Below are 14,170 nucleotides of genomic sequence, written 5' to 3' on the forward strand. Positions count from 1 at the left end.
AACACCACACCGGGCGCTGCATGGCAACCTTATTCCAGACTTTTCACTGTCTGGCGCATACCCTGCACCAGAATCATTTCCAGGTTTGCCGTCACCTGCCCGGCAAGCCCGGGCAGCAACGTCAAATCTTCACCCCAGTGCGCCGCATCGCCGAGCACAGTATCCACCAGTTCACGCAGCGTTAAATCTTTGCCAACTCGCGGCCACAGACTGGCATACAGGCTAACCCACTGCTCATCATCCTGTATCGGATAGCGTTCTCCCTCCCGCTCTGCGCGATAAAACGCCAGCAGCGCCGCGAGGGCGAACGTTAACCGCACGGGCCAGCGCCCATTTTGCTGGCCCGCCAGCAGTTGCGGCAAAATTCGGGTACGGAATTTGGTCATCCCGTTAAGCGCAATGGAAAGCAACTGGTGACGGATGTAGGGGTTTTGAAAACGCCCGCTCACCGCGTCGGCAAATTCACGCAGTTCATCCGCCGGGAGATCCAATACCGGTATAATTTCCTCGCTAATCGCCCGCTCGACAAAATGGCGGACATCGGCATCCTGCATCGCTTCGCCGACGGTCTCCAGGCCACACAGCCAGGCCACCGGCACCAACGCCGTATGCGCGCCATTGAGAATGGCGACCTTACGCTCTTTGTACGGTTTGATATCGCTCACTACCCGTATGTTCAGCGGGCACTGCGCCAGCTTCAGCTCCTCGGCCAGCCACTGCGGCCCCTGAATCACAAACAGGTAAAAATGCTCCGCGGTATCGAGAAACGCATCGTGATAGCCAAGCGTAGCTTCCAGCACGGCGGCTTCTTCTCGCGGGTAGCCGGTGACAATGCGGTCGACCAGCGTGGAACAGAAGGTGTTTGCCGTCGCCACCCAGTCGGCAAACGCCGGGGGAAGCTGCCAGTCCAGCGCATACTGCAGTACCAGCGTTTTGAGCGCCTCACCGTTATAGTCGATAAGCTCGCACGGGATAATGACCCAGCCCTTATCCACTGCGCCCTCAAAATGATTAAAACGCTCCAGCAGCAGACGTGTCAGTTTAGCCGGAAAGCTTACCGGCGGCGCATCATCGACCCGGTCTGCCGCGTGATAGCTAATTCCGGCTTCGGTGGTATTCGAAAACACAAAGCGAATATCCGCATTGTGGGCCAGCGCCAAATACGCCGCGAAGTCCTGATACGGATTGATTTCGTTATTCACTGAACGGATCAGCCGCGCCTCGCTCACCGCTTCGCCCTGCGCGTTTAGACCGCGAATAAGCGTGGTGTACAACCCGTCCTGGGTATTCAGCGACGGTGGAAAATCGGTATTGATCGGGCGAACGATGGTCACGCCAGCGTTCAGAAAGGTTTGCTCGTTGAGGATATCCAGTTGCCAGTCGATAAACGCTCGCAGGAAATTCCCTTCACCAAACTGGATCACGCGCGTTGGGTAGCTTGCCCCCGGAAAATCACGTCGATTCAATGTCTTCATCGCATTTACCCTCTCAGAACGTGATCACGCCTTTAATCAGCTCACGGTTGTTAATCACATCCCGTTCGTAGATTTCTGCCAGTGTGGCAAACGCGTAACGGTGCGTGAGCATCATGTCGGCGGTCAGTTTGCCTTCCGACATCAGGCGGCCCACTTTGGCGAAATCTTCCGGTGTGGCGTTGCGACTGCCCATCATGGTGGTCTCTTTCTTGTGGAACTCCGGATCGGAGAACTGCAAATCGCCTTTGAATAGCCCAACGAAAACAATACTGCCGCCATGGCGAATCAAATTCACCGTGTTGTTCATCGCATGCTGATTGCCCGTGGCATCAATGACCTTTTGCGCCCGCGAACCGCCAAACTGGTCACGCAACTGCGCATCAAAATCTTCAGCAGACGGATCGATAACCGGGAGCCCCAACCGGGAAACCACATGCTCCCGACGAGCCGGACTGGTATCGGCGACCACCACCTGTGCGCCATCGGCTTTGGCAATCGCCGCTGCGCCCAGACCAATCGGACCGGCACCGACCACCAGCACCTGCTCACCCGGAGCCACCGCCGCCCGGCGTACCGCATGCGCGCTAATGGCATAAGGCTCAATCAGCGCCGCCGCCTGCGGATCAATTCCCTGCGCATCCAACAGGTTGGTGACCGGTACGGACAGGTATTCGCTGAAGCCGCCATCCTGATGCACGCCAATCACCGAAATCTTCTCGCAGCAGTTAGTGCGCCCGCTCAGACAGGCCGGACACTGCTGGCAGGCCACGTAAGGAATAACCGCCACCTGCTGACCATTTTTCAGATTCTGTATATTTTTGCCCAGCCCGACAATTTCCCCACATATTTCATGACCCAGTACACGTGGATAGCTGAAAAATGGCTGATTGCCACCCCAGGCATGAATATCGGTACCGCAAATCCCGACTGATTTAATTTTTATTAATGCTTCACCCTCACCCGGAATAGGTATTTCACGCGTTTCCCAGTGCATTTTTTGGGGTTCCTGACACACCAGGACATTCATTGTTGCCATCATATTCTCTCCCATATTTTCTGTTGCAACAGATATCCTAGAAAAAGCATCTAAAAATAAACGGGTGACATAACTTGTGAAACTCAACGCATTAAAATGTTTTAAATCGGGTTTTAATGCTCAAAAAGGAGGGAGCCATGAGTCGTTCGCAGAACTTACGTCACAATGTGATTAACCAGATGATTGACGATATGGCACGCGGTCATATTCCTTCACCGTTGCCATCGCAAAGTGCGCTGGCCGAGATGTACAACATCAGTCGCACCACGGTACGCCACATGCTGAGCCATCTCAGCGAATGCGGTGTGCTGACGCAGGTCGGCAGCGATTACGTCATTGCCCGTAAACCCGATCATGATGATGGCTTCGCCTGTACCACCGCCTCCATGACTGAGCAAAACCGGATTTTTGAGCAGGCTTTTTTCACCATGATCAACCAGCGTCAGCTACGCGCAGGCGAGAGTTTCTCCGAACTACAGCTTTCCCGCGCGGCTGGCGTAAGCCCAGTCGTTGTCCGGGAGTTTCTTTTAAAATTTGGACGTTACAATCTAATCCAAAGTGAAAAACGTGGTCAGTGGAGCATGAAAAAGTTTGATCAGACCTATGCCGAGCAACTGTTCGAACTACGTGAAATGCTGGAAACGCACGCGTTACAACGTTTCCTTAACCTTCCAGCCGATGACATTCGCTGGCAGAAAGCCCGCGATCTTCTTGACCATCATCGCACCCTGCGAGACACGATTGGTGACAACTATCGTATGTTTTCCTCACTGGACAGAGAGTTTCACACGCTACTGCTGAGCGCGGCAGAAAATGTTTTCTTTGACCAGTCGCTGGAGATAATCTCGGTTATTTTTCATTTTCATTATCAATGGGATGAAAGCGATCTTAAACAGAGGAATATTATTGCGGTCAATGAGCATATGACCATTCTTAGCGCGTTAATCTGCCGTAATGATTTTGGTGCCACCACCGCTTTACGCCAACATCTGCAAACAGCCAGACAGACCATGGTTCACTCGATTAATACCTCTGGTTAAATACCGATTAAAAACAATAAAGCATTACCACTACCACAAAATCACCCAAAAAACGCCACCTGGTGGTGATGAGATAATAGGCTCTAAATCTTCACATAGAAAATAGACCTGCGAGTTGGGCAGTATAACAAAATAAGCATCAACCTGACCGGACTGTCATTCCCCTATCGTAATGTGAATTAATTCCGCAGTTCCCACGAAACTGGAGAGCAATGATGAGTAAAATGATAAAAAAAGGAAATAAGTTACTGGCATTTGCAATGGGTTCAATAATCGCAACAGCCTCCCTTACGGGTTCTGCCTTTGCCGCGGCTGAATATACATTAAAAGTCGCTTATGAAAACAACCCTGGAGAACCTTTTGATCAAGCCATTCATGAATGGGCGCGCCTGTTCAGTGAACAAACTGCCGGAAAAGGTGAATTAGTCCCTTATCCCAGCTCTCAGTTAGGTTCGAAGAAAGATGTAATTGAACAAATGAAGCTGGGAAGCCCGTTGATAACCTTGGCCGATGGTGCCTTCTTCTCTGACTATGTGCCGGATTTCGGCATCATGTTTGGCCCTTATCTGGGTAATGATTACCAGGATATTTTCAAGTTGAATCAGTCGGACTGGTACAAGGATTTGGAAAGCAAACTGGATGCGAAGGGACTCCATATCATCACGAAAGACTGGTTATATGGTTCCCGTCACATGTTAACCAACAAAATGGTTAATAAGCCGGAAGATCTGCAAGGGCTGAAAATCCGGGTACCGAATAACCGTATTCAGATTGAAGGGATGAAAGCGATGGGCGCAACGCCAACGCCACTCCCACTGGCAGAAGTTTATACCTCGTTAAATTTAAAAATTATTGATGGCGCAGAAAATCCAATTCCCGTGTTATATGGACAAAAACACTATGAAGCGGCCAAATACCTTATCCTGACAGGGCATGTCGAAAATGTGACGAATCTGGTCATGGGAAGTCGCACATACAAAAAGCTGCCACCTGACATTCAAATCGCGTTGATCGACTCGGGTAATAAAGCAGGTCAGTATCTGACAAATCTGGTCCTGAAAGAAGAGAAGAGCCTGATAGAAAAAATGAAAAACGAGGGTGTTACCGTTGTTGAAGTCGATCGCACGTTATTCCGCAACGCTTCAAAATCTTTCTACACGAAATTTCCGGAATGGACCCCCGCTCTATACGAGAAAACGCAAGAAATCATTGCTAAATAACCGTCAGGTTGCGCAGGTTTATCACCTGCGCAACCCCCAAAGAACCGGGATAAAACTGACAGAGAGGCGGTCGAAGAGATACCGCGCCTATCTGATAAACATGTCATTTTAAAGGAATTGCTATGTTCGGTTTTTTCAACAGATTTAGCGATATATTAGCCGGTGTTGCAACCAGCGGAATTGTACTGATAACAATCCTGGCCGTTTTCATGCGCTGGTTGCTAAACTCTCCGCTAATCTGGGGAGAAGAAGTACTCATTATTTGTTATATATGGCTCATTATGTTAGGTGCCGCTTCTGCCATGCGGTTGCGTATGCATGTGAGTATCGATGCATTAACTGCAATGCTACCCGAAAAATTACAGCTTATCTGCACCCTCTTCACGCACATTATTTCTATTATAGCGCTATCTACATTCGGTTATTTGGGCTATGAGCTGTCTTTAATCGCAGAGGATAAGATAACCCCTATCCTCGGGGTTTCTTATTTATACATTGACTTTGCCGTGCCAACCGGAGCTGGGATCATGGTCATTTTCTGTCTACAACATCTTTGGCAAGATATTAAAAAAATGAAAAACAGGGAGGTCGCATGTCAGTAGCCATTGCCTGTATTGTTTTACTATTTCTGTTCATATTGAACACGCCAATTTTCATCAGCGTTCTGGTTGCGATTCTGATTTATTTCTTCATGGCAGGTGATATATCGCCCTTAATTGCGATTCAGCGCATCATCGGCGCAGGTGAAAACGTCACGCTATTGGCAATTCCCTTTTTCATTCTGCTGGGTAATCTCCTCAACTATACGGGAATTACTCACCGGATGTTAAAGTTTACGGGAGTTCTCTCAGGTCATTACCCTGGCGGACTGGCGCAATCCAACGTCCTGCTGAGTACCATGATGGGAGGGCTATCAGCCTCAAACCTCGCCGACTGTGCGATGTTGTCAAAAATGCTGGTACCCGAAATGACGAAACTGGGATACAGCAAAGGATTCTCTACCGCAGTAACGGCCGCAGGATCGTTAATAACGCCGATTATTCCCCCTGGCATTGCTTTAATTATTTATGGCTTTGTCGCCGATGTTTCTATCGGCAAGATGTTTATGGCGGCGATTATTCCCGGCCTGCTGTGCTGTGTCGCATTGATGACTGCTATCTACCTGATATCGAAAAAGCGCGGTTATTTGCCCGCGAGAAGCCACGGCCCAACCGTCCGTGAACTTTGGGAGGCGGGAAAAGGCGCAACATCAGCGCTGGTACTTATCCTGGTGATTATTGGCGGGATTCGTTTTGGTATATTCACACCGACAGAAGCGGGTGCTATCGCCGTACTTTTTGTCATTATCGTCGGAACCCTTTTCTATCGGGAAATGACCTTAAAAGATATCGTTGCTTCTGTACTGGAAACAGCACGCTCAACGGCAAGTGTAATGCTCATCATTATGACCTGTTCTGCATTAGCATGGATTTTGACCAATGAGCAAATTGCGCAGAATGTTGCTGTCCTGATGACAGGATTCTCAGATAATCCTTATCTGTTTCTTCTGATCGTTAATGCAGTACTGTTATTTCTTGGTATGTTCATCGAAGGCAATGCGGCGATTATCGTCCTGGTGCCGCTCCTGATGCCCACAGTAAAAATGCTGGGAATCGATCCTATTCAATTTGGTGTCATGATGATCCTAAATTTAGCCGTGGGATGCCTGACACCGCCTATGGGTACGGTTATGTTTGTGGCAACGTCGATCACCGGAACCAAAATTTCAGAATTTATTCGCGAAGTGATACCGTTATTTATTGCGCTCCTGGTCGTACTCTTGATGGTGACGTTTATTCCGGCCCTCACCACTTTTTTACCCAGTTTGTAAAAGTGCCCTCAGCAGAGGGCACACAGAGTGAGCGCAAAATAGCCTGATGGGCCTGGCTCTTAGAACGTTTCCCAGTTATCCCCGGCATCCGTTACCGCAGCTTTACGCGGCTGGACTGTTGAAACCGGTTTAGCAGCAGCAACGTCACGCGCGCGCTGTTGGTCATGCTGAATACGGAACACGGCAACGGCCTGGGTCAGACGACTGGCCTGCTCTTCCAGCGCCGCAGCGGCGGCGGCGGATTCTTCCACCAGCGAGGCGTTCTGCTGCGTCACACGATCCATCTCAGCAACGGCCAGACCGACCTGGTCGATACCGCGGCTCTGTTCATCAGAAGCAGAGGCGATTTCACCCATGATATCGGTCACGCGGGTTACCGCATTGACGATCTCATCCATGGTTTCACCAGCACTTTCTACCAGCGTTGAACCCACATCCACACGGCTGACCGAATCTTCAATCAGGCTCTTGATCTCGCGCGCGGCCTGCGCACTACGCTGGGCCAGGTTACGAACTTCACCCGCAACCACCGCAAAACCACGGCCCTGCTCGCCCGCACGCGCAGCCTCTACCGCGGCGTTGAGCGCCAGAATGTTGGTCTGGAAGGCAATGCCGTCGATGACGCTGATAATGTCGGCGATTTTCTGCGAACTGGAAGCGATGTCGCGCATGGTTTGCACCACGTTATCCACCACTTTGCCGCCTTTCTGCGCGGTTTCAGAAGCGCTCAGGGCCAGATGGCTAGCCTGACGCGCGTTTTCGGCGTTCTGCTTCACGGTCGCCGTCAGCTGTTCCATGCTGGCTGCGGTTTCTTCCAGAGATGCAGCCTGCTGCTCGGTACGCGAGGAGAGATCGTTGTTGCCCATCGCAATCTCGCTGGCCCCGCTGTAAATCGCGTTGGCACCGTTACGCACATCACCCACGGTGTTCATCAGCTCACCCTGCATATGACGCAGGCTTTCCGCCAGTTGTCCAATCTCGTTGGAACCTTCCACCTCAATACGCTTCACCAGGTCGCCGCTGGCGATATGACGAATGCTGTCGATCAGACGGTTCATTGGGGAGATAAGAGTCAGTTTGATGCCGAACCAGACCGCAATAATTGCCGCCAGTACGGTAATCAGCACACAGACCAATACCCACATCGCCTGGCTGTAAGAGCTGTTGTTATCTGCTACCGCAATGTCATACAGGTGATCGTTCTGCTGCATGTAGTTGATGTATGTCTTCTCAAAACCATCCTGATAGCTCTGCGTGGGTTGATCAAAGAACGCGTTGATCTTCCCGTCACCCAGTAACTGGATCAGCTCCGCCAGCGCGCCGTGATAGATGTCATAGGTGCGGTTGATCTCCTGGAACGCGGCTTCGCTTTGACGCGGATCGCGCGGGAGCGACTCGTAAATCGCCCAGTTTTTTTCCGTCAGTTTCAGCGCCGTGCTGGCTACCTGCATCAGCTCAGCAACGGTCGCACCGCTGCCGATATTGTTCTGATCCATCATGTAGCGAATACCCGCCCGGTTCAGGGTATTACGCGTTTGCAGCAGCTCAACCCAGGTGGCGTTCAGCGCAGACTGTTGCTGGCGAATGGTTTGCAGAACGGTAAAGTTCTCTTTGTCATTCTTAAGTGAGTTAAAAAACAAGCCGCCGGAGGCGAGCTGTAAAAGGCCAAATAGCGCCAATACCAGCAGTAAGCTGGTAACAATCTTCATTCGTTTTAACATGTTTTCTCTTTCCGCTAGACAGATGTCAGAATTTTCGGCCTGGAAAGGGAAAACTTTATGAAATTTGTGCTAGTTGAATCGATCTCAGCATCGATGATTCGTCGATCCACGCCGTCTGCCAAAGCGCTAAGCGAGTTTATTAGTGATCTCAATCACATAAATTCCCCCACTCTCCCCCATTGCTTACCGCTCACTGACACTTGGGACCGCTTAAGCTGACATATAACCGCTCACTTATTTACCTTACTTTACGCGCGTATTTCTCTGGCAAGATCCCCCCAACATAGCAGTCAATTTACCTCCTCAAACACAAGATCAAACCCACGCGGCTTCGGCCAATTATTAATTAGATACCAGGTTTTACTATGGATACGAAAAAGATATTCAAGCACATACCCTGGGTGATTCTCGGAATCATCGGTGCATTCTGCCTCTCGGTAGTGGCATTACGTCGGGGTGAGCACATCAGTGCCCTGTGGATCGTGGTCGCCTCAGTTTCTGTTTATCTGGTGGCCTATCGTTACTACAGTCTGTACATCGCCCAAAAGGTGATGAAACTTGACCCGACGCGTGCCACGCCGGCGGTCATCAACAATGACGGTCTGAACTACGTTCCAACCAACCGTAACGTATTGTTTGGCCACCACTTTGCCGCTATCGCAGGTGCGGGTCCGCTGGTTGGGCCGGTACTGGCCGCGCAGATGGGCTATCTGCCCGGTACGCTGTGGCTGCTGGCGGGTGTCGTGCTGGCCGGTGCGGTGCAGGACTTCATGGTGCTGTTTATCTCTTCACGCCGTAACGGCGCATCTCTGGGTGAGATGATCAAAGAAGAGATGGGCCCGATCCCGGGAACCATTGCGCTGTTCGGCTGCTTCTTAATCATGATCATCATCCTTGCGGTACTGGCGCTGATCGTGGTGAAAGCGCTGGCTGAAAGCCCGTGGGGTGTGTTCACCGTCTGCTCAACCGTACCTATCGCGCTATTCATGGGGATCTACATGCGATTCCTGCGACCGGGTCGTGTGGGCGAAGTGTCGGTGATTGGTATTGTGCTGCTGGTTGCGTCTATCTACTTCGGCGGCGTGATTGCTCACGACCCGTACTGGGGCCCGGCGCTGACCTTTAAAGACACCACCATTACCTTTACCCTGATCGGCTACGCGTTTATCTCTGCGCTGCTGCCGGTATGGCTGATCCTCGCGCCGCGCGACTATCTGGCTACCTTCCTGAAAATCGGCGTTATCGTCGGTCTGGCGGTGGGGATTGTTATCCTCAACCCGGAACTGAAAATGCCGGCGATGACTCAGTACGTTGATGGTACTGGCCCGCTGTGGAAAGGCGCTCTGTTCCCGTTCCTGTTCATCACCATCGCGTGTGGTGCGGTCTCTGGCTTCCACGCGCTGATCGCTTCTGGTACCACACCGAAGCTGCTGGCCTGTGAAACCGACGCGCGCTTTATCGGTTACGGCGCCATGCTGATGGAATCCTTCGTGGCGATTATGGCGCTGGTTGCCGCGTCCATCATCGAACCGGGTCTGTACTTCGCAATGAACACCCCGCCTGCGGGCCTTGGCATCACCATGCCGAACCTGCATGAAATGAGCGGCGAGAACGCCCCGTTGATTATGGCGCAGTTGAAAGACGTAACCGCACATGCGGCGGCGACCGTCAGTTCCTGGGGCTTCGTCATTTCGCCTGAGCAGATCCTGCAGACCGCGAAAGACATCGGTGAACCGTCCGTTCTGAACCGCGCAGGTGGCGCACCGACGCTGGCCGTTGGTATCGCTCACGTGTTCCACAAAGTGCTGCCAATGGCTGATATGGGCTTCTGGTACCACTTCGGTATTCTGTTTGAAGCACTGTTCATCCTGACCGCACTGGATGCCGGTACCCGTTCTGGCCGCTTTATGCTGCAGGATTTACTGGGGAACTTCGTTCCGTTCCTGAAAAAAACCGACTCTCTGGTTGCGGGTATCATCGGTACTGCGGGCTGCGTAGGCCTGTGGGGTTACCTGCTGTATCAAGGCGTTGTTGACCCGCTGGGCGGCGTTAAGAGCCTGTGGCCGCTGTTCGGTATCTCTAACCAGATGCTGGCTGCCGTGGCACTGGTTCTGGGCACCGTGGTACTGGTTAAAATGCAGCGCACCAAATACATCTGGGTTACCGTTGTTCCGGCTGTATGGCTGCTTATCTGCACCACCTGGGCGCTGGGTCTGAAACTGTTCAGCACCAACCCGCAGATGGAAGGCTTCTTCTTCATGGCGAATCAGTACAAAGAGAAGATTGCTAACGGCGGCGAACTGACCGCTCAGCAGATTGCCAACATGAACCACATCGTCGTCAACAACTACACCAACGCAGGCCTGAGTATTCTGTTCCTGGTGGTGGTGTACAGCATCATTTTCTACGGGTTCCGTACCTGGCAGAAAGCCCGCGCCATCAACGGTCGCTCTGATAAAGAGACGCCGTATGTACCGGTGCCGGAAGGCGGCGTGAAGACCTCTTCACATCACTAACCGTATTCAGCCCCGCTTCGGCGGGGCTTTTCGCTTATCAGGATTGTTTATGTTTGGTACTTTAGGTCAGGCAAAAAAATACCTCGGTCAGGCGGCAAAGATGCTGATTGGCATTCCGGACTACGACAACTACGTCGAGCACATGAAGACCAACCATCCCGATAAGCCGTACATGACCTACGAAGAATTCTTCCGCGAGCGCCAGGAAGCCCGCTACGGTAGCGGCGGAAGCAGTTGCTGTTAGAAGGAGAAATGAATGACCCCGATTGCAGTTACCCTACTCACCGGTTTTCTTGGCGCGGGTAAAACCACCCTGCTGCGCCATATTCTCAACGAGCAGCACGGCTATAAGATTGCCGTTATCGAAAACGAATTCGGCGAAGTCTCGGTGGACGATCAGCTGATTGGCGACCGCGCCACGCAGATCAAAACCCTGACCAACGGCTGCATTTGCTGTACCCGCTCCAGTGAGCTGGAAGACGCACTGTTAGATCTGCTCGACAACCTCGACAAAGGCGCCATCCATTTCGACCGTTTGGTGATCGAGTGCACCGGCATGGCCGACCCCGGCCCGATTATTCAGACCTTTTTCTCCCATGAAGTGATTTGCGAACGCTACCTGTTGGACGGTGTGATTGCGCTGGTTGACGCAGTACATGCCGACGAGCAGATGAACCAGTTCACCATCGCCCAGTCACAGGTAGGCTACGCTGACCGCATCCTGCTGACCAAAACCGACGTGGCGGGTGAAAGCGAGAAACTGCGTGAGCGCCTGGCGCGCATCAACGCCCGCGCCCCGGTGTATACCGTCACGCATGGTGATATCGACCTCTCCCTGCTGTTCGATACCAACGGTTTCATGCTCGAGGAGAACGTGGTCAGCGCCAAACCACGCTTCCACTTTATCGCCGATAAGCAAAATGATATCTCCTCGATCGTCGTCGAGCTGGATTACCCGGTAAACATCAGTGACGTGTCGCGGGTAATGGAAAATCTGCTGCTGGAATCCGCCGAGAAGCTGCTGCGCTACAAAGGCATGCTGTGGATTGACGGCGAGCCAAACCGCCTTCTGTTTCAGGGCGTTCAGCGTCTGTACAGCGCCGACTGGGACCGCCCGTGGGGCGACGAACAACCGCACAGCCTGCTGGTGTTTATCGGCATTAACCTGCCGGAAGACGAGATCAGAGCCGCGTTTGCGGGATTGAAGAAGTAAACAGCCGCTCCCTTTTATTTGTGAAAGGGAGCAAATATCTCTGAAACAAATATCTCGCATCACGCTTTCTGTTTGTAATATTGTCTGTTAATGTCATTACCCATGATGAATTCATGTTTTTATTAATATCTCTCGGAATATTAATTTAGCATATTTATATAATTTTCATGAATTGGTAGGCGTAACATGGCAATCATTATTCCCACAATAAGCAGTTGTAGCGAGAAAATTACTGCCGGCGAAAAAAGACTGGCAAGACTTCTTGAGGGGGGACTCAGCGAACAGTGTACCTGCTGGTATGACACCCGAATGGGAGACAAGCAAGAGCATCCGGATTTTGTAATTCTAACCCCCGAAAAAGGTTTGTTATTTATAGAAGTAAAAGACTGGTTTATTACAAAAATTAAATCTGCCAACAAATCACATATTCATTATGAAACTAAAGACGGCATTCAACCGTTCAAGAATCCACTCGAACAGGTTCGTCAATATACCTTTCACACTATCAATAGCCTAAAAAAAGATCCGCTGCTTCGCCAGCAACAAGGAGATTATGAAGGCAGCTTTATTATGCCGTATGGATTTGGTGTTTATTTGAGCAATATCACCCGAGCACAGCTAGAAAAGAGTTTTCCACCCGAAGCGATAAATGAACTATTCCCAGCCAGCCAGGTTATTTGCAAAGACGAACTCAGCGAGTTTATGACCAAGGAACAAATCTCTGCCCGGCTCGAATCCCTTCTCAGACATAACTACGCTCATCACACTACACCACAGCAACTCGACCGTATCCGATGGCATCTATATCCCGATGTACGCATTAACGCATCCGTTACGCAGGTTGATCTGAACAATTTTACGTTCCACACCCCCGATGTGGTTTGCATGATGGACAGGAATCAGGAACAACTCGCCAGAAGCATGGGTGCAGGACACCGTGTTATTCATGGCGTGGCAGGATCCGGTAAAACGCTCATTTTGCACCACCGTTGTATTGAGCTTGCCAACAATATTGAAAACATCAAGCCGATCCTGGTGATTTGCTACAACATCACGCTGGCCAAAAAACTCAAATCACAGCTTGAGCAGCACACTTTAAGACTTCCCGTCGAAGTCATCCATTTTCATGCCTGGTGTTATCAACAGTTAAATGCACATCATTGTCTTCCGCCGAAAAGCAAAAACTTTATTGAGCTGATGGAAAATGCACTGACGGTGGCATTTGAAGAGGGGATTATAAAACCGGAGCAATACAGCGCAGTCCTAATAGACGAGGGACACGATTTTAAACCGGAGTGGCTGAGAATACTCGCACGTATGCCAGACAACAAAGATAACTCCCTTCTTTTCCTCTACGATGACGCCCAGTCTATCTACCAGAAAAAGAAAGCCCTCGACTTCACACTCTCTAGTGTCAATATTAAGGCCCTTGGCCGCACTACGATCCTGAATACCAACTATCGTAATACCCGGCAAATACTTCATTTTGCCAGCAACATTGCCTTTAATTATCTCAATAATCACATTGAAGAGGCGCTCAAATACCAGCAACCCGATGCTGGAGGCTTGTCCGGCACTTACCCGGCACTGGCCAGCTTTGATAATCAGGACGAGGAGATTACTCACGTGCTCGATTGGGTGACAAAGCAGCGACAACAAGGTATTGCATGGTCAGAGATCGCCATACTGTGCCCTTCAACATACAGCATTTCGGGGATGCTGGGGCCACGTCTCGCGGCGCGTAGCATCCCCTACCAAATGATTGTGACCAGCGATGACAAAAAGCACTGGTCGCCGCAAAATGATCTCCTTTGTGTAATGCCTTTACCAAGCAGTAAGGGGCTTGAATTTCACTCAGTGGCTATTATGGATGCCGCAAAGGAAAGGGATGAGGAAGATCTGAGTGACGACATCAAGCGTTTGTATGTCGGATTTACCCGCGCGCGCCAGAATCTTTTGGTGACAATGCACGGAACAGGGAGCTTGCGCGACCATCTTATCAACACCTACGAAAATAGCGCAAAGGTCATCTAACGGAGCCACGCCAGGAATCCGTAAACATTCCCCTCTCCCTACAGC

At 51.0% G+C, this 14,170-nt stretch carries 11 protein-coding genes; 8 read left to right on the forward strand and 3 right to left on the reverse strand.

Translation table 11 applies throughout. The annotated features are described in order from the left end of the window. Window positions 1-29: 29 nt before the first annotated feature. On the reverse strand, window positions 30-1,475 hold the full coding sequence (locus GFC06_RS01240) for a tagaturonate reductase (protein ID WP_153689752.1): 1,446 nt from the start codon (window positions 1,473-1,475) through the stop codon (window positions 30-32). A gap of 13 nt (window positions 1,476-1,488) precedes the next feature. After that, a complete protein-coding gene (locus tag GFC06_RS01245; protein WP_153690717.1) occupies window positions 1,489-2,511 on the reverse strand; it encodes a zinc-binding alcohol dehydrogenase family protein in 1,023 nt (340 codons plus the stop codon). A 137-nt stretch (window positions 2,512-2,648) separates the two neighbouring features. Here GFC06_RS01245 and GFC06_RS01250 point away from each other — a divergent pair, with 137 nt between their 5' ends. From GFC06_RS01250 to GFC06_RS01265, 4 genes are all read left to right on the forward strand, one after another. Next, window positions 2,649-3,551 (forward strand): GntR family transcriptional regulator, encoded by a 903-nt coding sequence (locus GFC06_RS01250; protein ID WP_080859408.1) that lies wholly within the window; start codon window positions 2,649-2,651, stop codon window positions 3,549-3,551. Window positions 3,552-3,763: 212 nt separating this feature from the next. Continuing rightward, the gene (locus GFC06_RS01255; protein ID WP_228522537.1) at window positions 3,764-4,771 is read left to right on the forward strand and encodes a C4-dicarboxylate TRAP transporter substrate-binding protein; all 1,008 of its coding nucleotides are present in this window, start codon (window positions 3,764-3,766) and stop codon (window positions 4,769-4,771) included. A 122-nt stretch (window positions 4,772-4,893) separates the two neighbouring features. Beyond that, window positions 4,894-5,373: a TRAP transporter small permease gene (locus tag GFC06_RS01260; RefSeq protein WP_080859410.1), complete on the forward strand. Its 480-nt coding sequence runs from the start codon at window positions 4,894-4,896 to the stop codon at window positions 5,371-5,373. Then, window positions 5,364-6,641, forward strand: coding sequence for a TRAP transporter large permease (locus GFC06_RS01265; protein ID WP_080859411.1), 1,278 nt, complete (start codon window positions 5,364-5,366; stop codon window positions 6,639-6,641). The genes GFC06_RS01260 and GFC06_RS01265 overlap by 10 nt, the downstream gene beginning before the upstream one ends. Window positions 6,642-6,700: 59 nt before the next feature. Here the strand turns inward: GFC06_RS01265 and tsr are convergent, their stop codons facing one another. Continuing rightward, entirely contained in the window at window positions 6,701-8,362 is a 1,662-nt protein-coding gene (gene tsr, locus GFC06_RS01270; protein ID WP_153689753.1) for a methyl-accepting chemotaxis protein, read from the reverse strand. Between the two features lie 365 nt (window positions 8,363-8,727). On the opposite strand from tsr, the gene btsT reads away from it, so the two are divergent. The 4 genes from btsT (at window position 8,728) to GFC06_RS01290 (ending at window position 14,125) form a co-directional block, all read left to right on the forward strand. Next, window positions 8,728-10,878 (forward strand): pyruvate/proton symporter BtsT, encoded by a 2,151-nt coding sequence (gene btsT, locus GFC06_RS01275; RefSeq protein ID WP_003830033.1) that lies wholly within the window; start codon window positions 8,728-8,730, stop codon window positions 10,876-10,878. 49 nt (window positions 10,879-10,927) lie between these two features. After that, window positions 10,928-11,122 (forward strand): YbdD/YjiX family protein, encoded by a 195-nt coding sequence (locus GFC06_RS01280; protein ID WP_003830038.1) that lies wholly within the window; start codon window positions 10,928-10,930, stop codon window positions 11,120-11,122. 12 nt (window positions 11,123-11,134) lie between these two features. Further along, window positions 11,135-12,091, forward strand: coding sequence for a GTPase (gene yjiA / locus GFC06_RS01285; RefSeq protein ID WP_115191028.1), 957 nt, complete (start codon window positions 11,135-11,137; stop codon window positions 12,089-12,091). Between the two features lie 186 nt (window positions 12,092-12,277). Continuing rightward, a complete protein-coding gene (locus tag GFC06_RS01290) occupies window positions 12,278-14,125 on the forward strand; it encodes a 3'-5' exonuclease (protein ID WP_153689754.1) in 1,848 nt (615 codons plus the stop codon). Window positions 14,126-14,170: the final 45 nt, after the last annotated feature.

Origin of the sequence: Citrobacter braakii (assembly GCF_009648935.1) — a bacterium.
In the GTDB taxonomy this organism is placed as follows: domain Bacteria; phylum Pseudomonadota; class Gammaproteobacteria; order Enterobacterales; family Enterobacteriaceae; genus Citrobacter; species Citrobacter braakii.